The organism is Gemmobacter sp. 24YEA27, assembly GCF_030052995.1.
GTDB lineage: Bacteria > Pseudomonadota > Alphaproteobacteria > Rhodobacterales > Rhodobacteraceae > Pseudogemmobacter.
Window position 1 is genome coordinate 3,302,047 of the sequence record NZ_JASJPW010000001.1, and the last position, 21,602, is coordinate 3,323,648.

The following is a 21,602-nucleotide window of genomic DNA, read 5'->3' on the forward strand; positions in this document are numbered from 1 at the left end:
CGGTTTTGCAGCGGTGAAAATCATGTGGTCCCGTTCCGGCGTCGTCTTGTTGATCTGCTCATGGCCCGGTCTGTGCAGGGCTGTTGCAGGACAAAGCCGGGGAACCAGATTTGAATCAAGTTTTTGTTTCGACATATTTCGGCGATTGGCGGATCTTTGCCAGGCGCCGCAATGCGGCAAGCAGAAAGTGGCGCCAATTCAGCCAGTTCCGGCCCGAAAAACCCTGAAATATGTCCGTAAGCGCCTTTCCGACCAGGCATTTCACCGATCAGGTCCTTTTTCTGCCGATCACGAAAAGCCTGCAATCTGCCTGTTTCTGCATCGCAGCATCGCCCATACTGACCGTCGCCCATGAAAAAGGGGGGCATCAGCCCCCCCGATTCCCCCGCCCGTTTCCCCCGCCCTGTCAGCTGCCGTCAGCGGAATCGCAGGTTGTCGCGGTTCAGATCAGAGATGGTCTTCGCCCCCATCAGGCGCATATCGCGGGTCAGCTCGGCCTTCATCTGGCCAAGGGCGCGTTCGATCCCCGCCTGCCCCGCCGCCGCCAGTGCGAAGAGGTAGAATCGCCCGAGCCCCACCGCCTTTGCCCCAAGGCTCAGCGCCTTCAGCACATGCGTTCCGCGCTGGATGCCGCCATCGATCATCACATCGAGCCGGTCGCCCACCGCCTGCACCACCTCATCCAGCTGATCAAAGCCGGTGCGCGAGCCGTCAAGCTGCCGCCCGCCATGGTTCGACAAAACGATCCCGGAACAGCCGGTATCTGCAGCGCGGCGGGCGTCATCAGAACTCATCACGCCCTTCAGACAGAACTCTCCGCCCCATTCGGCGCGCAGCTCTTCGACATCATCCCAGGTCATCGACGGGTCGAGCATCTCGGTGAAATAGCGCCCGATGGTCAGGCTGTCGCCCTTCATATCGATATGGGCATCCAGCTGCGGCAGGCTGAATTTCTCATGGGTGACATAGTTGATCCCCCAGGCCGGTTTGATCGCGAACTGGAACATACCGCCCAGCGTCAGCCGGAAGGGGATCGAAAATCCGGTGCGCAGATCGCGCTCGCGATTGCCGCCGGTGATGCTGTCCACCGTCAGCATCATAACATTGATGCCGGCCTCTTTCGCCGATTGCATCATGGCGCGGTTCAGGCCCCGGTCCTTGTGGAAATAGAACTGGTAGACCTGCGGGCTGCGATGCTTTTCGCGCAGTTCCTGCAGGGAAACGGTGCCCAGAGACGAGCAGCCGAACATGGTGCCATAGGCCTCGGCCGCGGCACCGGTCGCGCGTTCGCCCCGGTGGTGAAACAGCCGCTGCAGCGCGGTCGGCGACAGATAGACCGGCAGGTCCAGCTTTTGCCCCATCACCGTGGTTGAAAGGTCAATCTCCTCGACCCCGCGCAGGACATTCGGCACCAGATCGACGCTTTCAAAGGCTGCCGTATTGCGGCGCAGCGTCACCTCATCATCGGCCGCGCCGTCAATATAATTGAAAATCGGCCCCGGCAGGCGACGCTTCGCCAGACGGCGGAAGTCGTGAAAATTGTGGCAATCGCTCAGACGCATAAGACGGGTTCCGGTTCAGACGGTTGTGCGGAAATGGCGCTCCCGCCCATAAAGCGAGACGAGGAGCAGGATGATCGCGCCGAACGCAGCCTGTACCGAGGCAGGCGAAAAGTTCAAGCCGATCAGAAGGGTGTTGATTTCGGTCAGAACCAGCACGCCGGCCAGGGTGCCGATGTAACTGCCGCGCCCGCCCACCAGGGCTGCCCCTCCGACCACGACCGCCGCGATGGTCTGGAACAGATAGGGCTGGCCAACGTCACCGTAAGCGGACCCGGTAAAGCCCAGAAGCAGGATCCCCGCCAGCGCCGCGAAAAACGCCGATGCGGCAAAAGTCGAGGTCCAGACCCAGAGCGGATTGATCAGCGCATAGGGCGCTGCGCCGGGATTCGCGCCAAGCGCATAGAGACGGCGGCCCCAGGGCGTCCGCTCCAGCACCAGCACGATCACGATGGTCATCACCAAAAGCGCCGGGATCAGCGCCGGCACCGGCAACGGTCCAAAGGATCCCCTGATCGACACGAAAGACGACACCGATTTCGGGGCCGATCCCGTGGGAAACCCCTTCGTCCAGATCAGCACGAGGCCCTGGACGATCATGCCGATCCCCAGCGTCACGATCAGCGGATGGATGTTCAGCCCGCGTGACAGCGCCCCGTTCAGCGCACCGATCAGGATCGCGAGACCAAAGACAACGAGGCAAACCAGCCCGAAATGCCAGCCCTGGCCATAAAGCTGTGCCGCCGTCACATTGGCAAAGCCGATGATGAAGGGGATCGAGAGGTCGATGCCACCAAGGATCACCACCAGCGTCTGCCCGACCGACGCCACCGCGAGCAGCGCGGCGATGACCAGCAGCGCCCGGATCGCAAAGGGCGCTGAATAGCCCGGGATCAACACGGTCCCGATCAGATGCAGCAGCGCCGCGACCAGAAAGGCACCGATGATCCGCGCCTTCATTCCTGTGAGATACCGGCTCATGCATGGCTCCTTTTCGTGCCGCGATCCTGGAGCGCGATCAGCACGACCGCCGTGACAAGGATCGCGCCATAAGCGACCTGCAACACATAGGTCGAGACATTGAACGCGGTGAGCAGGCTTTGCAGCAGGAAGATGTCAAAGGCGCCAATGGCCGCGCCCAGAAGGCCGCCCTTGCCGCCCGCGAGGCTGACGCCGCCAAGCGCCACGGCGGCAATCGCGATCAGCGTATAATTCGCGCCCACTTTCGGGTCGGCCGATCCGATCAGCGCGGTCAGCATCATCCCCGCCGCTGCCGCAAGCATTCCGGTGATCACATAAGCCAGAAAGCGGACCAGCGAGACCGGCACCCCGGCGGTATAGGCCGCGCGGTCATCCGAGCCTACAGCCATCAGCTGGTCATGGAATGGCATACGGCTCAGCCCCCACCACAAAAGCCCGATCACGCCGAGGGGCAGGAAACTCCAGCCCCCTGCCATCGCCTTCAGCCAGTCCGGCGCAGGGCCGACGGGCGCGGGCAGAATGGTCAGCGTCAGCCCACCAAGGATCAGATAGGTTCCGAGTGTCGCCACAATGGGCTGTACCCGCACGATCACCGCCATGAACCCGTTGAACGCGCCGATCAGTGCCCCGATCAGAAGCGCCGCCGGCCAGAGGATCAGGGGTGAACTCAGCCCGTGATCAAGATAGAGCACCTTGATCACCACCGCCGAGACCAGCGCCATCACCGGGCCGACAGAGATGTCGATGCCGCCCCGCCCGGCCAGGATCACCGGGGTCGAGGCCAGAGCCGCGCCGATCAGTGGCGCAGCCATACCCAGAAGCGTGCCCCAGGCCGCCGGATGAAACCGCACCGGGTTCATCACCAGGTTGGCGACCAGCAGCATCACGAGAATGGCAATGGCGAATGTATAGCGTCCCAGAACCCGCATCAGCCTGCCCTCCCGAACATGGCGGCGATCACCTGATCGGTCTGCATCGCCTCTCCTGACAATTCCGCAGCCAGACCGTGGTCACGGAAGACCAGGACGCGGTGACACAAAGCGAGGATCTCTTCGATCTCGGAGGAGAGGATCACCAGCACCATCCCCTCTCCCGCCAGATCGCGGAACAGATCATAAAGCAGATGCCGCGTCGCCACATCGACACCGCGCGTCGGGTCGTTCAGCAACAGGACCTCCGGCTCGCGCGCCAGAGCCCGCGCCAGCAACACCTTTTGCTGATTGCCGCCGGAAAGTGCGGTGATCGGCGCTTCGGGCGATGGCGCCCTGATCTGCAACCGCTCGCGCCAGATCTCATAACGGGCACGGCGCGCAGCGGGTGAGATCAGCGGGCCGCGCCGGTCACGCCCGGCGGTGGCAATCGCAAAATTGTCGAGGATCGAGAGGCCGGGGAAAATCCCCGTCGCGCGGCGGTCACGCGGCACATAGACGATGCGGGCCCGTTCCGCGTCGCGGAAGCTGCCAATCCGTGCGCCATTCAGCGCGACCTCGCCGCCGGTCTTCCCGAGCCCCGTCAGACTGCGCAGAAAGGCATCCTGGCCGTGGCCATCGAGACCCGCGAGGCCAAGGATCTCGCCTGCGCCGATGGTCGCCGAAAAGGCGCGCGCGCCCGGGCGCAGGGTGAGGCCGGTTGCACTCAGATCAGCCATGACGGCCTCCTTCCGGCGCCATCAGGCTCAAAAGCTCTGAGGGCGTCGCATCAGCGCGCGGGCCGGAACGCACGACCTGCCCCGAACGCAACACGGAAATATCATCAGACAGTGCTATGACCTCATCCATCCGATGGGTGATGAACAGAAGCGTCGCGCCCGAAGCGGCGCTGCGCTTCATGAAGGCGAAGACGGAATCGCGGTCGGCAAAATCAAGCGCGGCGGTGATCTCATCAAGGATCAGCACCTTTGGCGTGCGCGCGACGGCACGGGCGAGCACCACCAGCTGCTGCGCCGCCAGCGGCAGCGCGCCCGCCAGCGCCTCGGGGTCGATCTTTGTACAGGCAAAGCGCGACAGCACCCCTGCCGCCCGGGCGGCACGGCCTGAGCGTGGGATATGGCGGCGGAAAAACCCGTCAAGACCCAGAAGGATATTGTCTTTGACCGACCGGTCCGGCGCGATCAGCACCTCCTGGAAAGCGGTGGCGAAACCGGCCTCGCGAAAACCGGCGGGGCTGCGGGCCGTGATCTCGCGCCCCTCCATCCGGATCGTGCCACTGTCGGGCGCCACGATGCCAGAAAGCAGTTTCACAAGCGTCGATTTCCCCGAGCCGTTTTCACCGAGAATCGTGTGGATGGTGCCGGGGCGGAAGGTGATTGTGGCCCCGCGCAGCGCCAGCGTCTCGCCGTAGCGCTTTGTCAGGCCGGAAATCTCCAGCATGGTCCTGTCTTTCTTTTGACCGCGCGCCCGTCATCGGACGCGCGGCTTGATGGCGGGATCAGTTGGCGCAGGCGCCGGGGGTCTTCGCGTAATCCCAGGCCGGGCTCGCGCCGGGATTCGTGAAATAGGCATCAAGCCAGTCTTCCGGCATCGGATCGGTCGGCGGCACCGGGAAAACCGACACCGCGTCGGGTGTCATGCAATCCTGGTACCAGGTCGCCAGATCCGCCTCATGCACCGGCGGCAGCGGGATCATCAGCGTGTTCAGGACCGGCTTTTGCCCATCCATGATCCGCGCGGCGGTACGGTAAAGCGTCTGGGCCGTCCAGCCCGGCAGCACGGCATGGCCCTCGAAGCGGAAGCCCTCGGGATTGGCTTTCCAGTAGCCAAGCGCATCCCCGGTGATCGACGCCGTGATCAGCGGCACCGGGCGACCGGCTTCGGCGAAAGCCTCGGCGATGACGCGGCTTTCCGACCCCGCCGACCAGACGGCGTCAATCGGCGCCGGATTGGTGGCAAGCGTTTGCAGCACAACGGTTTTGGTGACATTCGCCGTCCAGTCCCCATTGACGACGCGGGCGATTTTCAGGTTCGGATGTTCGGCCATGGCGGCATCGGCGCCAGCGCGTTCCTGCGCCACAATCGGGTGGCCGGCGATGCCTTCAACGATCAGCACATTGCCGCCCTCGGGCAGCGCGCGGCCGATCGCATCCATCATCTCATAGCCCCAGCGGGAATAATTGCTGTCGACATTCACCGCCGTAGGCGCGGTGACCGAACCCGCCGCCGTCACAAAGGGGATCCCCGCCGCTGACGCCGCCGCAATCGCCTCATCAAGCCCCGTGGCCGAGCCCGGGATCGAGGTGATCACGCCGCAGCCCTTGTCGATGAAAGCGCGGATCTGGCTGATCTGCTGACCGACATCGCCATTGGAATCCGAGATCTCGAAATCCGAGACCACGCCCTCGGCGATTAGCCCGTCCACAAGGCGCTTCAGCTCATTGGTGACCGATACGCGCCAGGGGTTGCCCTGGTAGCTTTCCGAATGGCACCATTTGTAAGGCTTTGCTTTCGGAGTGAAATCCGCGAGCGGCGCGGTGCCGATAGCCTGGGGGGCGCCCTCATATTGCGACTTCAGCCCCTCGGGCAAAGCCGCGATCACCTCTTCCACCGATTGCGCGAATACCGGCATCGCGAATGCCGTCAGTGCCGTCGCAGCGCAGAGCCGCGCCATTCTCTTCGTCATCGGGTTCCTCCTCCCTGAATTACGCCGGCCGGATTGTGTGTTCCGGCGCAGCGGTGATCTCTCCCCGTCAGAAACTCTCCCGGAACAACCGGTTGATATCTGCGATCACAGGGCCGGCGCTCTCGCGCGCGGCCAGCCCTTCGGTGATGCGGGTCGATGCGGCGTGCTGGAAGGCCATATAGCCGTCATGGCGCGGCCGGACCCAGGCGCCTTCCAGCGTGGCCCGGGTCGCGCGATAGAAATCCGAACTGGCGGCATTGACCGATTCGTCCTGCCAGGCCCCGGCATGACCGGGCTGACCGCCAGAGGCCGCGAAAGCCCCCCTTTGAACCGCATCCGAGGCGATCCAGAACGCGAAATCCACCGCCGCATCCCGCGCCCCGGAAAAGGCCGAGACCGCGATCCCGGTGCCACCAAGCGCAGATCCGACCGGGCCATTTGCGCCCGCCACCGGCATATCGGCAAAGCGGATCAGCCGGGGGCGAAAACCGGGAATGGCATAATTGACATAGCCATAGATCAGCGGCGCCACCGCAATCCGGCTTTCAGGCCGCGCCATTTCCTCGAAAACCGCAATCGGGTCCTGGCCCGAACAGGCCGGGTCGACCAGATCCGCGATCTCGCGCAGCATCTCCCAGACCCCGGCACCGGTTGCGGGGTCGATGATCTCTTCCCCTGTCACCTGGCAGGGCGTGCCGATATTGCCTGCAAGCGTGTAAAGCGACATCAGCGAATGCGGCGGGCGCAGCGACAGTGCCACGCGGCCCTCTTTCGCCAGCGCCACCACTTCGGCCCAGCTGGCGGGCGGCGCGTCGATCAGATCCGGGCGAAAGGCCAGCACCTGGGTCGCGGCATCAATCGGAAAGGCCCATTGCCGGCCCTGCCAGGTATAGCTTGGAAAGCTCGCGCCCACGGACCCGGCCGCCAGCGCGGCAAGATCGGCCTCGCGGCCCGGCAGGTCCAGCGGGGTCAGGCAGTTCTCGCGGGTGATCTGGCCGACATGCGGGTGGTCGATCACGATCAGATCATAGGCGCGGGCAAGGTCTTCGACCGGATAGCTTTCGAAATCCTGGAGCGAGCGCTTTTCCCAGGTGATTTCGACGCCGCGCTCTGCCGCCCAGATGGCCGAGCAGGCGACCATCGGATCAAAGCCGCGCGGATGGCTCCAGGTCATGCCTTTAAGCTTTATCACAGGCCGAACTCCTTACGGATGGCGGCGGAATGGGCGCCGATCAGCGGCGCCGCACCGGGTTTGGCGGGGCGGTGCCCGTTCAGCCGCATCGGCAGGCGGGTCGTCTCGATGGACACGCCATCTTCGCGGGTCACGGTATGGAGCATGTCGAGAACGCGCATCCCCTCGGAGGCCAGGAGTTCCGGCCAGTCGAGCACTTTGGCGCACCAGATATCCGCCGGCTCCAGCACCGAAAGCCAGTGGTCGACGCTTTCGGTCGCGACCTTGTCGGCGATCAGCTGCTTGATCGTATCGCGCTGCGAGAAGGCCAGTTTCGGGTCATCGCGGTAAGGCGCGAGGCTTTCGATCCCCATCAGGTCAGCCAGCCGCGCGATCGGCGTCATCGCAATCGCCAACCAGCCATCCTTTGCCTCATAAACCCCGTAAGGCGCCGAGAGATAGGCATGGGCCGAGCGGTATTCCGACCGTTTCGGCACCCGGCGACCGTCATTCAGATGGGTCGTCAGCACCTCGAACTGAAAGTCGATCAGCGCCTCCATCAGCGAGGTCTGGACATGCATCCCCTTGCCAGTGATGCCCTTCCTGACAAGCCCCGCAAGAATGCCCTGGCAGCAGGCCGCACCGGCCAGCATATCGGCCACCGCAAGGCCAAAGGGCACCGGCCCCTGCCCCTCATCGCCATTGAGCCACATCAGCCCCGAGCGCGCCTGCGCCAGCAGATCCTGCCCCGGCCGCATCACCCAGGGCCCCTCATCGCCATAGCCCGAGATCGAGGCATAGACGAGCGCCGGATTGATCGCGCGCACCGCGCCATAATCGAGGCCAAGGCGCTCGATCACGCCGGGGCGGAAATTCTGGATCAGCACATCTGCCCGCGTGATCAGCTTTTTCAGCGCCGCCAGATCGGCAGGGTCTTTCATATTGATCGCAAGGCTTTCCTTGCCGCGATTGATCGCGTGGAAAATAGTGGAATCGCCGCCGATCTCGGTATCCGACAGATAGAGACGGCGCGACAGATCACCGCCATCGGGGCGCTCGATCTTGATCACCCGCGCGCCCAGATCCGCCAGCCTGAGCGAGCAATAGGGGCCAGAGAGGAACTGGCTCATATCCAGCACGACAAGCCCCTCAAGAGGCAGCGTCACGGTCTCGGTCGTCATGGATTCTCCCCCCCCCTGCCGCGCCCCTCCCAAAGGCGTTTGGCATTTCGTATGTAAAGGATAATTTCATTTATGGAAGATTGCCGCAAGCCTGAAAACGCCCGCCCCCCCAAACGCACCCCGCAAGCCTCTGCAACAGGTTCCGGAAATGACTGCGAAAAATGCAGGCGAATGCCCTTCCTGACCGTCCTTTGAAACCGTCCCATTAACAGCAACAGGAAAGCCCTAGGGCTGGAATCATGGCCTGGATGGCGCTGCGTCTGGCGGGCAGCCACGACGATGCGCGGGCCTTGCATGGTATTGCGCCATCATGACGACTGCGAAGTGACTGGCACCGCCGGTTCGGGATCTTCTGTAGCAAGACGGTCAGTCACATCCTGGGCGGGGCTGCGGACTGATTGTGAGGCCGGGGGACCTGACTGCACCGCTCCGGCGTCACTTTGCTCTATGAGGGCTAAGGCGGGGCGTAAGAAATTAACCACCGCCCCCGGGGCCGATGCTGCAGGCCATCAGAGCCGTCCGTCCTTATGTTTTTGCCCGGTCAGATGGGATAGCGGTCAGTCCGCCGCCTCGCCCGGGCTGGAAATCTCGCGACAGGTTTCCACCAGGATCCGCAAAACGCGGTCGCGATCAGGCGCATTCGGGTTTTCCAGCCGCCGCACAAAGGGACAGGTCAGCACCGCCTGCACCGCACCATTGGCGCCGAGGATTGGCACAGAAAGGTTGGCCACGGCCGGGGTCTGCTGGCTTTCCATCGACTCATAGCCCTGACGGCGCACATCTTTGAGCCGCTCTTCCAGCCCGGGCGGCGCAACCTCATAGGGCATCGGCTCGTGCTCCTCATACATCAGCGCCTTTTCCTCGGGCGAGGCGAAGGCAAGGAACACATGCCCCGAGCCGGAATTCACCAGCCCGATCTGCGCGCCGACCCGGATGGTGACACCCCAATAGCCCGGCGCCTCGACCTGAGCGATGATCACCAGATCGCCACGGTCATATTTCACCAGATGACAGGCCTGCTCTGCCACATTGGTAAAACGCCGCATCGCCGGCATGGCCTGGGCAATCAGCCGACGGATCTGCGGGCGCTGATGGGCGATCAGGAAAAGCTTCATCGTCAGCTGATAACTGTCGCCATGGCGCGAGACATAGCCCCTGCGCGCCAGCCGGTCGAGCATCCGGTAAAGCTCGGTCGGGGAGCGACCAAGTGCGGTGGCGATGTCTTTCAGCGTCATCCCCTCTTCGCGTGCCGCCAGCAGTTCGATCATGTCGAGCCCCTTATCCAGCGCCGGCGCCCGGTAGCGGCCCTCGTCTTCAATGTCACTCATGGTTTTACCTGTGAAATCCTGCACTGCGATGCTACGAATTGACGCGAAGAGGTCAACGGGGTTTACTGACAACATAAGATTTTAAATATGGAATACGCCCGCGCAGGAACCAGCGCGAGGCCGTATTTCAAAGGGAGGAAAGAAATGGCCGCGAAACTGCTTCTGGTCATCGGCACCCTGAACCGCGAGACCCCCTATTTTCAGGGCGCGCGCGGTGACGGGCTCCATGTCTTTGCCTTTGACGAATCACTGCTGACCTTCGCGCCGCGCGCGCATTTCCCCGGGATCGACAATCCGACCTTCCTTTCGGTCACGCCGGACGGGCGCCATATCTATGCCAGTTCTGAAGTGGCCGAATGGCGCGAGGGGCTGGTCACCGCGCTGCGCTATGACCACAGGGACCAGCGCCTGACTTACCTGAACACCCAGCCAGGCCTTGGCAGCATCACCGCCCATAGCCTGATCTCGCGCGATGGCAGGCGGCTTTACGTGGTCAATTATACCGTGGGAGAAGGCGGACCAGACCAGTCGCTGGTGGTGTTCGACATCCGCGAGGATGGCAGCCTCTCGCCGGCGGTGGGTACTGCGGCGCATGTGGGTCAGGGCCCGGACCCTGACCGCCAGGAACGCGCGCATGCCCATAGCGTGGCCGAAACCGCCGACGGACAGCTGATCGTCGCCGATTTGGGAATGGACGCGCTCGTGAGCTACCGGATCAACGCGGCTGGCAGACCGGAGCGACTGTCGCTCACCCCCACCCGCCCAGGCTCCGGCCCAAGACATATGGCGCTGAGCCCCTGTGGTCATTTCCTCTTTGTAATCAATGAACTCGACTCCTCGATCACTTCATACCACCGGGATGACGCCACGGGCGCGCTCTCTGAAACAGACCACCGCCATACGGTTCCGGGTGATGCCCTGTCCGGAAACCACTGCTCGGATATCCGGGTTTCCTCAGATGGCCGCTTTCTCTATGGCGCCAATCGCGGGCATGACAGCATCGTACAGATCCCGGTCGATCCGGCAACGGGCAGGTTCGGGTCACGACATCTGGTAAGCTGCGGCGGCTCCACACCCCGAAATATCGCGCTGACGCCTTCGGAGCGACATCTCCTCGTCGCCAATCAGAATTCCGACCGGGTGAGCGTGCTGAGGCGCGATGGTGAAAGCGGGGCCCTGTCAGACAGCGGCATATATCTTGAGATCGGCACGCCGATGTGTCTGAAATTCGCCGCCTCAGGTTGAGGCCGGAGCGGGGGGCTTTCTGCCCCCGGCGCCTGACGGCGCTCACCCCGAGGATATTTAGAGACAGAAAATGAGAAACAGGCACCACTTTGCTATTTTCTGTCTCTAAATATCCTCAGGGGGTGAATGAGCCTGAAAGGCTCAGAGGGGGCGCGAGCGCCCCCTTTTCTTACGCATCGTTCTCGCAGATCTGACGCTGGGTGCCGAGGCCTTCGATCCCCAGTTCCACCACATCCCCCGCCTTCAGATAGCGCGGCGGTTTCATACCAAGGCCAACACCAGGCGGGGTGCCGGTCGAGATCACATCGCCCGGATGCAGCGTGAAGAACTGCGACAGGTAAGAGACCAGGAACGGGATCTTATAGACCATGGTGGCCGATGTCCCATCCTGCATGGTCTCGCCATTCACCTTCAGCCACATATGCAGGTTGTCATGGTCTTTGACCTCATCCCGCGTCACCAGCCAGGGGCCGATCGGGCCGAAATTATCCGAGCTTTTGCCCTTGGACCATTGGCCCGAGCGCTCGATCTGGTAAGCGCGCTCCGAGACGTCGTTGCAGACGCAATATCCCGCGACATGGTCCATCGCATCGGCTTCCGAGACGTATTTCGCGCGTTTGCCGATCACAATCGCAAGCTCGACCTCCCAGTCGGTCTTGTCCGATCCGCGCGGGATCAGGATCGGATCATCTGGCCCACAAATCGCCGAGGTGTATTTCGCGAAGATCACCGGCTCGGGCGGCACCGCCATGCCGCTTTCGGCGGCGTGGTCGGAATAGTTCAGACCGATACAGATGAATTTGCCGGTCTGGCCGACACAGGCGCCAAGGCGCGGATTGCCCGCAACCAGCGGCAGCGTGGCCGGGTCGATCTTTGCCAGCACCGACAGATCCGCCAGCACATCGCCCGCAATATCAGCCACATGGCCGGAGAGGTCGCGCAGCTTCCCGTCCTCGTCAATCAGGCCGGGTTTCTCGGCGCCACGCGCGCCATAACGTACGAGTTTCATAGCAGCTCCTTCGCTCAGGTGGTCCAGCCACCGTCGATGACATGTTCGGTCCCCGTGGTGAAGCCTGCTTCGTCCGAGGCCAGATAGCAGACCAGTGCCGCGATCTCATCGGCCCGGCCCAGCCGCCCCATCGCCTGGCGGCCGATAAAGGCTTTCAGCGCGCCCTCGTAATCGCCGGTGGCCTTCAGCCGCTCATGCAGACTGGGGCTGTCGACAGTACCCGGGCAGATCGAATTGCAGCGGATACCCTGGGCCACATAATCGGCAGCCACGGCGCGGGTCAGGCCAACCACAGCGGCCTTGGATGCGGAATAGACCGCGCGGTTGACCGGGCCTTTTTTCGGCCCCGCGACCGAGGACATATTGATGATCGAGCCATTCCCCTTCGCGATCATCCCCGGCAGCACGGCGCGGATCATGCGAAACTGCGCCTTCGCGTTCAGGTCAAAGGCGAAATCCCATTCAGCCTCGGTCGCCTCAAGCACGGTGCCGTTATGGACGACGCCCGCGCAGTTGAAGAGGATATCGACCGGCCCGATTTCAGCGACCAGCGCGGTGATCGCGCCCGGGTCAAGCACGTTCAGCACTTTCGCGGTGATCCCCGGCAGACCCGCCAGTTCCGCCATCAGGGCCTCATTCACATCGGTCGCGATAACTTCGGCCCCCTCGTCGGCCATGCGTTCGGCGCTGGCGCGGCCGATCCCCTGCCCCGCCGCCGTGATCAGCGCGCGTTTCCCCGCAAGTCTTTGCATCATGTCTCTCCTCAGGCCGCGCCCGGCAGGCAGGCCGGGCCGATGGGCTCAAATGTCTTATAGGTCAGGATGAACTCGCGATGGCCGAGTTCTTCGGATTTCGTCTGTTTCCCCGCCGCCACGGCGACCACCAGGTCACGGATCTCCTGGCCGACTTCGGGGATCGAGCGGACGCCCTCGATGATGTCACCGGCGTTGACGTCCATATCTTCGGCGAGATTGCGATAGGTGTCGGGGTTGGCGCAGATCTTGATCACCGGCGAAATCGCCGAGCCCACGACCGAGCCGCGCCCGGTCACGAACAGCGTCATATGCGCGCCGGATGCGATCATCTCGACGATTTCGGCATTGTCCGAGATATTCGGAAAGCCGAAGCGCACATCGCCATCGGGCACCACATCCATCAGGTAAAGCCCGCCATGGGGCGGCACATCACCGGGCTTGATCAGCCCCGAAATCGGGCTGTCACCGGATTTGACATAGGCGCCGAGCGATTTTTCCTCGATGGTCGAAAGCCCACCCGCCGCGTTACCGGCCGCGAAAGACCCATAGCCCAGCGTGGCGTAATAGCGCTCGGCCTTATGGACGCTTTCGCGCAACAGGTTCCCCAGCTCGGGCGTTATCGCGCGTTCGGCCATGATTTCTTCGCAGCCGATCAACTCGCCGGTTTCCTCGAAGATGCAGGCGGCCCCTTCGGCCACCAGCAGGTCAAAGGCCTTGCCCGCCGCCGGATTGCCGGAAATGCCGGATGTCCCGTCCGAACCACCGCAGACCGTGCCGATGATCAGCTCATCAACCCCCATCCGTACCCGCGGCACTTCGGAAATCTGCGCCAGCGTCTGGCGGATCCAGTCGGCACCCGCCTGGATGGTCGAACGCGTCCCCCCCGCCCGCTGGATCACCAGCGTCTTTACCGGGCGCCCCGAGGCATCCACCGCATTCGCCGCGCGCACCTTGTCAAAGCTCTCGCATCCCAGCGACACGAACAGCACCGCGCCGACATTCGGATGGGTGCAGAGCTTTTCCATCATCTGCGCGGCATATTCATTCGGGTAGCAGCCGGGGAAACCGATCAGCTGTACATCGCCTTCATGGGCCGTATTGCGGAACTGATGCACAATCTCCGAGGCCACGAAATGCGCGCATTCCACCAGATAGGCCACGACCAGCGTGTTGCGGATGCCCTTGCGGCCATCCTCGCGCGAAAAGGCCTGAATCTCACTCATAATGACACCCCGCGCTGCGGCCATCGGCGTCCTGCAACATATGCGTGGGCGTATAGGCCGAGCGGATATTATGGACATGGACATGCTCGCCCGCGCGGATCGCCCCGGTCGCGATGCCGATGGGCATGCCGTATTTCAGGATCACATCACCTGCCGCGATGTCGTGGCGCGCGATCTTATGGGCCATCGGAATCGGGCGGTTGAGGCGGACCTCGCCCCCCTCCAGCGCAACCACCAGCCCCTCGGGCGAATTCGCGCGGGCGACCAGCACATTGTCTTCGCCGGACAAGAGCAGGAACGGCCCGAATGACGATTTTTCAGTCACTTCCGGCACTCCACCATATAGATATGGTCGGCAACCAGCGCGGTCTCGCCGGTTTGTTTGGTGACGATGAGGCGTTCGGTCACGCGGCCAAAACCGGGGCGTTTTTCCATCAGCTCCTTACCGATGATCTCGACCCGGGTTCTGAGCGTATCGCCGATGAACACGGGTTTCACAAAGCGCATCCGGTCGTAACCATAGGAAAACGCGACCGGATTTATAATCGTCGCGGTCAGGCCGACGCCGATGGTGAAGACCATCGTGCCATGCGCAATGCGCTGACCAAAGGGCAGCGTCTTGCAGAATTCCGCGTCCAGATGATGCGGGAAGAAATCGCCCGAATGGCCGGCATGAACGACGAAATCGGTCTCGGTGATGGTGCGGCCGACCGTGTCGCGCGCCTCGCCGATCTCGTAATCCTCGTAATATTTCACCTGTTCAAGCATCGGGAGAAGTCCTGATCGGATGCGCCGGCAGGGCGCTGGATTGGTAGGCGGCCTCGACAAGGGCCATTGTGTGCCAGGCATCTTCGGCGCTGCCTTGCAGCTCAGCATCTTCGCGGGTGGCAAAGCGCATCACCTGCGCGATCCGGCCGACGAAAGCCTCGATAAACCAGTTGCCGATCAGCGGGATCTGCCGCCATTCGCCATCTGTGTTGAGCCAGAATTCATCCGGCTCACCCTTCGGGTAATCGAGATTGACGCCGAGCTTCAGATAAGCCGCGCCCCTCGTGCCGCAGATGCGGAATTCACAGGCCTGGAACCGGCGGCCGAAGGCATGGTTATGGTTGATAGATAGGTTCGCGCGGGCGCGTTGCCCGTAATCGAGGATGATCGACGACCGCGTATTCGACACGGAAGAGGTCGGATGCCCCATGGTTTTCGCGTGAACGCCTGAAGGGTTTCCCAGAACATCCCGAACGAAATCAATATAATGGATCGAATGCAGCAGGATCTCCACCCGGGGCAGATCTTTCAGGAAGGCCCAGCGATGCCAGGGCGTATCCAGCGCCAGCCAGGCATCGAAATCGACCACTTCGCCCAGCAGGCCCTTCGCAATGGCATCTTTCAGCGCAAGGCTCATCGGCGCGAACCTCAGCTGGAAATTCACCGCCGCCCGGATCTTGCGGGTCCTGAGAATGCGGATGATCTCATCAGCTGCCGCAATATCAGACCCCATCGGCTTCTGGATCAGCACGACGACGCCTTCGGGCAGTGCGTTCAGCACAGCCGGAATCGCGGCGGGCGGTACGGCCAGATCATAGACGACGCCGGTGCCCAGAGCCGTCGCCTCGGCCAGCGAACCATAGGCCACCGCCCCTGGCGGCAGGATCGCGCGGGCTTTGTCCTGATCGGGATCATAGATGCCCGCCACAGTGAAGCCGGCCTTTGCACAGGCGGGCAGATGCGCATCTGACACGATAGACCCGGCACCGAAAATCACAATCGGCAGCGCGGTTTTCGGCGGAGTGATGCTCTGGATCAGCTCAGTCATGATGGAAGATTTCCGACATACCGGCCCACCATTCGCCGGGCGCGCGCGTGTCCAGCGGGCGTTGCAGCGGCTTGTTCACCGCCCACCATTTCTGCGTCTCGGGATCAGCGGCCATCTTCGCCATATCGGCCTCATAATCGGTGCCCGAATATTCGAAATAGGAAAACAACAGGTTCTCGGGCTCTTTCAGGAAGATCGAATAGTTCGAAATGTGACATTCTGAGATCTTCTCCAGCACCGCAGGCCAGACGGCGGCATGGAGGCGCTTATACTCGGCCTTGCCCTCTTCCGAGAGGCCGATGACAGAGGCGTAGCGCGTCATGACTGCGCCTCCGTAATGGTCAGATGCGAGCCTTCCGAGACCCGGGCCGCAATCGCCTCATGATCCCAGTCAATGCCCAGCCCCGGCGTGACCGGGGCCAGCGCGAGACCGCCTTCGCGCGCCATCGGGGCCGCGATATCGTCGAGCTGCGGGATATATTCGAGCCAGGGCGCGTTGGGCACCGCACAGACCAGCGACACATGCAGTTCCATCAGGAAATGCGGGCAGATCGCCAGGTTATGCGCTTCGGCCATATGGGCGACCTTGAGCCAGGGCGTGATGCCCCCGATCCGCGCCACATCGGCCTGGACGATGCCACAGGCCCCGGCCTGGATGTAATCGGCGAACTGGCCCGGGGAATACATCGACTCGCCCACCGCAATCGGCACGCGGGACTGACGCGTCAGGCGGGCATGACCCGCGATGTCATCGGCGGGCAGCGGTTCTTCGAACCAGGCGATGTTCAGGCGTTCCAACAGGTCGAGGCGACGCGAGGCTTCGGGCTGGGTCATCGACTGATTGGCATCGGTCATGATCTCGTAATCATCACCAAGCGCGGCGCGCACCGCCTCCAGCCGGGCGGCGTCACCTGCAACCGTGGGTTTGCCGATCTTGATTTTCGATCCGCGGAACCCTGCCTCGCGCATGGCCAGCGCATCATCGACCAGCGCCTGCGGCTCCAGATGCAGCCAGCCGCCTTCTGTCGAATACATCGGCACCGAGGGTTTCGCGCCCCCCGCCAGCACATGCAGCGGCAGGCCGGTTTTCACCCCGCGCAGATCCCAGAGCGCGGTGTCAATCGCCGCCTGGGCCAGCGCCATGATCGGGCCTACAGCCGTCGCATGGCTGAGAAACAGCAGATCGCGCCAGATCGCTTCGATCATGCCCGCCTCGCGCCCGATCAGCGCGGGCAGGAAGCTGCGCCGCAACAGTTCCAGCACGGAATGGCCGCCATCGCCGATCGTGTAGCTGTAGCCAAGGCCCGATGCACCATCGGCGTCGGTCAGGCGGACGAAAATCGTCTCCTGGCTCTTGAAGGACTGGATCGCATCGGTGCGTTTCACCTTTGGGATCAGGTCAACGATAAAGGCCTCGGCCCGGATGAGTTTCGCCATGGCTCACGCTTTCAGATTAAGGCCAGTGTCAGCATCGAAGAGGTGGCATTTGTCGAGCGCGATGCCAAAACGCAGCACTTCGCCGGGAACAAGCGGGCGCGGGTTCAGCATCTTGGCCTGGACCTCGGTGCCGGCGAGCTGGGCATAGACCACCGTCTCGGTGCCAAGTGGCTCCGACAGGGTCACTTTCATATCGACATGTGCCATATGGGCGGTGGGGGGCAGCGAATGGCCCTCGGGCATGATATTGTCGGCGCGGATGCCAAGCTGCACGCGGCGGCCATCCGCCAGTTTCACCCCCGGCGGCAGCGGGATGCGGGTGCCGTCCGCAAGTGCGAGCTGGCCGCCCTCGACCACACCCGACAGCAGGTTCATCGGCGGCGAGCCGATAAAGGTCGCGACGAAGGTGTTGACCGGGTTTTCGAACACATCAAGCGGGGTTCCGACCTGGACGATATGGCCATCGCGCATGATCACGATGCGGTCGGCAAGGGTCATCGCCTCGATCTGGTCATGGGTGACATAGATCACCGTCGAGCCGACCTTCTGGTGCAGCTTTTTGATTTCGACCCGCATCTGGGTGCGCAGCTTCGCATCCAGATTGGACAGCGGCTCGTCAAAGAGGAAGACATCCGGCTGGCGCACAATGGCCCGGCCCATGGCCACGCGCTGGCGCTGACCGCCCGAAAGCGCGCCGGGTTTGCGATCCAGCAAAGGCGTCAGCGCGAGGATTTCAGCCGCCTCATCCACCGCCTTATTGATTTCGGCCTGCGATTTCTTCGCAATTTTCAGCGAAAAGCCGAGATTCTCGCGCACTGTCATATGCGGATAAAGCGCGTAATTCTGGAACACCATCGCGAGGTTGCGCTCGCGCGGGGGCAGGTCGTTGACAACGCGGTCGCCGATCACGATCTCACCGCCGGAAATATCCTCGAGCCCCGCAACCATGCGCAAGGTCGTCGATTTGCCGCAGCCCGAGGGGCCGACGAGGACGACAAACTCGCCCTCAGCGATCGAGAGGTTGATCGAATGCACGACATCCAGCGCGCCATAGCTTTTCTTGACGTTTTTCAGATGGACCTGGGCCATGGCTTATCCTTTCACGCCGCCGAAGGTCAGGCCGGCGATCAGATGTTTCTGAACGAGGAAGGTCAGGATCAGCGCGGGGATGATCATCAGGACCGCAAGGGCGCACATGCCGCCCCAGTTCAGGGTGAATTGCGAGGTGAAGTCGAGAAGGCCGACCGGCATCGTCTTGGACGACACCGACCGCGTCAGCTGCGAGGCCAGGGCATATTCGTTCCAGGAGGTCAGGAAGGCGAAGATGCCGGCGCTTGCGATGCCGGCGCGGGCGACCGGGAACTCCACCTTCCAGAAGGCCTGCCAGCGGGTGCAGCCGTCGATCTCGGCAGCCTCGGCCAGTTCTTTCGGCACCTGGCGGAAGAAGCCGTCGATCAGCCAGATGGTGAAGGGCACATTCATCGCGACATAGACGAGGATCATGCCGAGATGGGTGTCGATCAGCCCGGTCCGGCCGAAGATGATGAACACGGGCAGCGACAGCGCCACGCCGGGCACGGCACGCGTTGCCATCAGCATGACAAAGGTCATGGCCTTGCCTTTGAACCTGTAGCGGGCAAAAGCATAGCCCCCCGCCATCCCGACCAGCAAAGCGATCACGGTCGAGGTGACCGAGATGATCAGAGAATTGGTGAAATAGGTCCAGACCGGGATACCGCCCTGCCCCGCGCCGCCGAACATGGCGCGGTAATGATCAAGGTTCAGCTCATTCGGGATCCAGACCGGCGGTTTCGCCATGATCTCGACCGTCGGGCGGAAAGAGTTCAGCACCACCCAGAGGCCGGGGATGCAGATCACGCACATCGCAAGGAAGAGGCCGATGAAATGGCCGGTCTTCAGCATACGTTTGCGCAGACGGTGTTGCGAGGCGGATGCCATATCAGTCCCCCATGCCCAGCTCACGCCGCGCGCGTTGCAGCTTGAGGAAGAAGTAAACGGTGAAGGCGATGGAAAGGAGGATCGCGATATAGCCCATGGCATTCGCATATCCCATGCGGGCATCGACATAGCCGGTGCGCCCGATCATGGTCCATAACAGCTCGGTCCGTTTGGCGGGGCCGCCGCCGGTCATCACCTGCACGATGTCATAGGCGCGGGCCACATCAAGCGAGCGGATCGCCATGGCGATATAGATGAAGGGCATCAGGAAGGGCAAAGTCACATAGCGAAAGCTCTGCCAGGGCGTGCAGCCATCGACTTTCGCGGCTTCCAGCGGGTCTTGCGGCAGGGCGAAAAGCCCCGCGAGGATCAGGATCGCGAAGACAGAGGTGCTCATCCAGACTTCGGCGCAGATGATCGCGAAGAGCGCCAGATTGCCATCGACCAGCCAGGGGATCGCGGTTGACGCGAGGCCCATGGATTGCAGCGCGTTGTTTACCAACCCGACATTGTCATTGAAGATGAACTTGAACATGAAGCCCACCAGAATGGGCGAGAACATCATCGGGAACATCATCATCGTGCGCAAAGTGCGCTGGCCGCGCCGCACCTTCGCCACCATCAGCGCAAGGCCAAGCCCCAGCAGCATCTCAAGGTTCAGCGCGATGGTCAGCAAAAGGACCGTGCGCCCGAAGGCCTTCCAGAACCCCGGATCAGTCAGCGCCTTCTCATAGTTGAAGGGGAAGTTGATCTTCCACAGCGTCTCGGGACGGGTCAGGTGATAGGGCGTGAAACTGGAATACAGAGACAGCAAAAGCGGCACCAGCACCACCGCCGCCAGGATCAGGAAGGCGGGCATGAGCAGGAGAAGCCAGGGTGGAAGCTTGGCGCGGGTCATGATTTTTCCGGGCTGAGCGTCCCATCGCGGGGACTGTTATAAAATGCGGGCGGCACCCCTCCGGCGCCGCCCGCAAGGAGGGTTCGGATCAGTAGACGCCGTTTTCCTGCATCAGCTCGTCAACCGCATTCGATGCATCTTCCAGCGCCTGGTCCACGGTCTTGTCGCCAAGGATCGCGGCCTGCAGTTCCGGGAAGATCAGGTTGCCGGATTCGATCCAGTAAGGGGTCGGCGGCACCGGGAAAGCGGTCAGCGCGGTTTCCTGGAAGGCCGCGAGCACTTCGGATTTGTAGGGATCGTCCTTGGCCTGCGCGATCACATACTCCCAGACCGCCGTCCGCGACGGCAGCGGGCCGGGTGCGGATTCCAGCTTCTGGCTGTCTTCATTGGTCAGGAAATCGACCAGCGAGGCGGCTGCGTCTTTGGTCGGGCAGGCCTCGGTGACCGAGAAGCCGTGGAAACCCGACCAGCCGGTGCGAACGCCTGCCGAGCCTTTCGGCGCCGGCGCCACGCCGACATTGCCCGCGACTTTCGAGGCCGCAGGATCGTTGAAAAAGCCCGACCAGCCCGGCCAGTCGAGATTCAGCGCGATGGTGCCCGAGGCGAAACCATTGCCCAGATCGTCCCAGAGGTAGTTGGTGGTGCCCGGAGGCACAGCGCCGGCCTTGTAGAGGTCAACGAACCATTGCAGCGATTCTTTGCCTGCATCCGAGTTGAAGGCGGGCGACATGTCGTCATTGAACATCTTGCCGCCATTGGCGACCACGAGCTCATAGAAGCGACCGTTGATCGCCTCATCCTTGCCGGCATATTGCGTGCCATAGAAATTCGGCGGATCGGCAAAGAATTCAGCCTGTTCGCGGAACTGGTCCCAGGTTTCGGGCGGGGCGAGATCATAGCCATATTTCGCCTTGAAGGCTTCGGCTTTGGCCGGATCGGCATAGAGCGATTTCTGGTAATAAAGCGCCGAGACATCAAATTGCGCGCGCGGCAGCATCACCAGTTTGCCGTCAATGGTGGCGGCTTTGATATTGCCGGGAACAAAGCCCGCAACCGACTCCGCCGAAACCAGCGGCGTCAGGTCGGTGAAGAGCGCCGGGTATTGCGGCGCAAAAGACGAATGGTTCGACCCCACGCACCAGCCGGTCGTCCCGGCGGCGATATCGGCCTTATATTCTTTATCCAGCTCGAAATGGTTTTTTTGGCTGATGATTTTGACCGTGGCGCCGGTCGCTTTTTCCCAGTCGGCAATGCGGCTGTAAAGCGCCTCATATTGCTGGCCTCCGATCAGCTTGGCCTCGACCGTGACGCCGGCGAATTCGCCCTCGGCCATGGCGGCCGGTGCGAAACCGAAACTTGCGAGCAGCGCCAGTACAGAACCGGCCCCGAATCCCTTCATGGTATCTCCTCCCGTTATGATGTCCC

General features: G+C 62.6%; 22 protein-coding genes. 1 reads left to right on the top strand and 21 read right to left on the bottom strand.

The annotated features are described in order from the left end of the window. Positions 1-416: 416 nt before the first annotated feature. The 9 genes from QNO18_RS16370 to QNO18_RS16410 form a co-directional block, all read right to left on the bottom strand. Entirely contained in the window at positions 417-1,562 is a 1,146-nt protein-coding gene (locus tag QNO18_RS16370) for an alpha-hydroxy acid oxidase (protein WP_283178538.1), read from the bottom strand. A gap of 15 nt (positions 1,563-1,577) precedes the next feature. Further along, on the bottom strand, positions 1,578-2,540 hold the full coding sequence (locus QNO18_RS16375; protein ID WP_283178539.1) for an ABC transporter permease: 963 nt from the start codon (positions 2,538-2,540) through the stop codon (positions 1,578-1,580). Next, positions 2,537-3,469, bottom strand: a complete 933-nt coding sequence (locus QNO18_RS16380; RefSeq protein ID WP_283178540.1) for an ABC transporter permease — start codon at positions 3,467-3,469, stop codon at positions 2,537-2,539. Before QNO18_RS16380 ends, QNO18_RS16375 begins: the two co-directional genes overlap by 4 nt. Then, the gene (locus tag QNO18_RS16385; protein ID WP_283178541.1) at positions 3,469-4,188 is read right to left on the bottom strand and encodes an ATP-binding cassette domain-containing protein; all 720 of its coding nucleotides are present in this window, start codon (positions 4,186-4,188) and stop codon (positions 3,469-3,471) included. Before QNO18_RS16385 ends, QNO18_RS16380 begins: the two co-directional genes overlap by 1 nt. Continuing rightward, positions 4,181-4,909, bottom strand: coding sequence for an ATP-binding cassette domain-containing protein (locus QNO18_RS16390; protein WP_283178542.1), 729 nt, complete (start codon positions 4,907-4,909; stop codon positions 4,181-4,183). Before QNO18_RS16390 ends, QNO18_RS16385 begins: the two co-directional genes overlap by 8 nt. A 58-nt stretch (positions 4,910-4,967) precedes the next feature. Beyond that, on the bottom strand, positions 4,968-6,155 hold the full coding sequence (locus tag QNO18_RS16395) for a substrate-binding domain-containing protein (RefSeq protein WP_283178543.1): 1,188 nt from the start codon (positions 6,153-6,155) through the stop codon (positions 4,968-4,970). Between the two features lie 67 nt (positions 6,156-6,222). Continuing rightward, positions 6,223-7,347: an extracellular solute-binding protein gene (locus QNO18_RS16400; RefSeq protein ID WP_283178544.1), complete on the bottom strand. Its 1,125-nt coding sequence runs from the start codon at positions 7,345-7,347 to the stop codon at positions 6,223-6,225. Beyond that, positions 7,344-8,507 carry a CaiB/BaiF CoA-transferase family protein gene (locus QNO18_RS16405; protein ID WP_283178545.1) on the bottom strand — a complete coding sequence of 388 codons (1,164 nt, stop codon included), beginning with the start codon at positions 8,505-8,507 and terminating at the stop codon, positions 7,344-7,346. Before QNO18_RS16405 ends, QNO18_RS16400 begins: the two co-directional genes overlap by 4 nt. A 557-nt stretch (positions 8,508-9,064) precedes the next feature. Further along, the gene (locus QNO18_RS16410; protein WP_283178546.1) at positions 9,065-9,835 is read right to left on the bottom strand and encodes an IclR family transcriptional regulator; all 771 of its coding nucleotides are present in this window, start codon (positions 9,833-9,835) and stop codon (positions 9,065-9,067) included. Positions 9,836-9,979: 144 nt separating this feature from the next. Between QNO18_RS16410 and QNO18_RS16415 the strand changes: the two genes are divergently transcribed. Then, positions 9,980-11,080: a lactonase family protein gene (locus tag QNO18_RS16415; RefSeq protein ID WP_283178547.1), complete on the top strand. Its 1,101-nt coding sequence runs from the start codon at positions 9,980-9,982 to the stop codon at positions 11,078-11,080. A gap of 169 nt (positions 11,081-11,249) precedes the next feature. Here QNO18_RS16415 and QNO18_RS16420 read toward each other — a convergent pair whose 3' ends face one another. From QNO18_RS16420 to QNO18_RS16475, 12 genes are all read right to left on the bottom strand, one after another. Beyond that, positions 11,250-12,089, bottom strand: coding sequence for a fumarylacetoacetate hydrolase family protein (locus QNO18_RS16420; protein WP_283178548.1), 840 nt, complete (start codon positions 12,087-12,089; stop codon positions 11,250-11,252). Positions 12,090-12,103: 14 nt separating this feature from the next. Beyond that, positions 12,104-12,844: an SDR family oxidoreductase gene (locus QNO18_RS16425; RefSeq protein ID WP_283178549.1), complete on the bottom strand. Its 741-nt coding sequence runs from the start codon at positions 12,842-12,844 to the stop codon at positions 12,104-12,106. A gap of 8 nt (positions 12,845-12,852) precedes the next feature. Continuing rightward, positions 12,853-14,067: a UxaA family hydrolase gene (locus tag QNO18_RS16430; RefSeq protein WP_283178550.1), complete on the bottom strand. Its 1,215-nt coding sequence runs from the start codon at positions 14,065-14,067 to the stop codon at positions 12,853-12,855. Further along, entirely contained in the window at positions 14,060-14,392 is a 333-nt protein-coding gene (locus tag QNO18_RS16435; RefSeq protein WP_283178551.1) for a UxaA family hydrolase, read from the bottom strand. Before QNO18_RS16435 ends, QNO18_RS16430 begins: the two co-directional genes overlap by 8 nt. Beyond that, positions 14,389-14,835 (bottom strand): MaoC/PaaZ C-terminal domain-containing protein, encoded by a 447-nt coding sequence (locus tag QNO18_RS16440; RefSeq protein WP_283178552.1) that lies wholly within the window; start codon positions 14,833-14,835, stop codon positions 14,389-14,391. The genes QNO18_RS16435 and QNO18_RS16440 overlap by 4 nt, the downstream gene beginning before the upstream one ends. After that, the gene (locus QNO18_RS16445) at positions 14,828-15,883 is read right to left on the bottom strand and encodes a Gfo/Idh/MocA family oxidoreductase (RefSeq protein ID WP_283178553.1); all 1,056 of its coding nucleotides are present in this window, start codon (positions 15,881-15,883) and stop codon (positions 14,828-14,830) included. The genes QNO18_RS16440 and QNO18_RS16445 overlap by 8 nt, the downstream gene beginning before the upstream one ends. Continuing rightward, positions 15,876-16,205 carry an L-rhamnose mutarotase gene (locus tag QNO18_RS16450; RefSeq protein WP_283178554.1) on the bottom strand — a complete coding sequence of 110 codons (330 nt, stop codon included), beginning with the start codon at positions 16,203-16,205 and terminating at the stop codon, positions 15,876-15,878. The genes QNO18_RS16445 and QNO18_RS16450 overlap by 8 nt, the downstream gene beginning before the upstream one ends. Beyond that, the gene (locus QNO18_RS16455) at positions 16,202-17,320 is read right to left on the bottom strand and encodes a mandelate racemase/muconate lactonizing enzyme family protein (protein ID WP_283178555.1); all 1,119 of its coding nucleotides are present in this window, start codon (positions 17,318-17,320) and stop codon (positions 16,202-16,204) included. Before QNO18_RS16455 ends, QNO18_RS16450 begins: the two co-directional genes overlap by 4 nt. A 3-nt stretch (positions 17,321-17,323) precedes the next feature. Beyond that, the gene (gene ugpC, locus QNO18_RS16460; protein ID WP_283178556.1) at positions 17,324-18,409 is read right to left on the bottom strand and encodes a sn-glycerol-3-phosphate ABC transporter ATP-binding protein UgpC; all 1,086 of its coding nucleotides are present in this window, start codon (positions 18,407-18,409) and stop codon (positions 17,324-17,326) included. A 3-nt stretch (positions 18,410-18,412) separates the two neighbouring features. Next, the gene (locus QNO18_RS16465; protein WP_283178557.1) at positions 18,413-19,279 is read right to left on the bottom strand and encodes a carbohydrate ABC transporter permease; all 867 of its coding nucleotides are present in this window, start codon (positions 19,277-19,279) and stop codon (positions 18,413-18,415) included. Position 19,280: 1 nt separating this feature from the next. Continuing rightward, complete coding sequence (locus tag QNO18_RS16470) at positions 19,281-20,177, bottom strand: sugar ABC transporter permease (protein WP_092898800.1); 897 nt, start codon at positions 20,175-20,177, stop codon at positions 19,281-19,283. An 88-nt stretch (positions 20,178-20,265) separates the two neighbouring features. Then, the gene (locus QNO18_RS16475) at positions 20,266-21,576 is read right to left on the bottom strand and encodes a sugar ABC transporter substrate-binding protein (RefSeq protein WP_283178558.1); all 1,311 of its coding nucleotides are present in this window, start codon (positions 21,574-21,576) and stop codon (positions 20,266-20,268) included. Between the last annotated feature and the right edge of the window lie 26 nt (positions 21,577-21,602).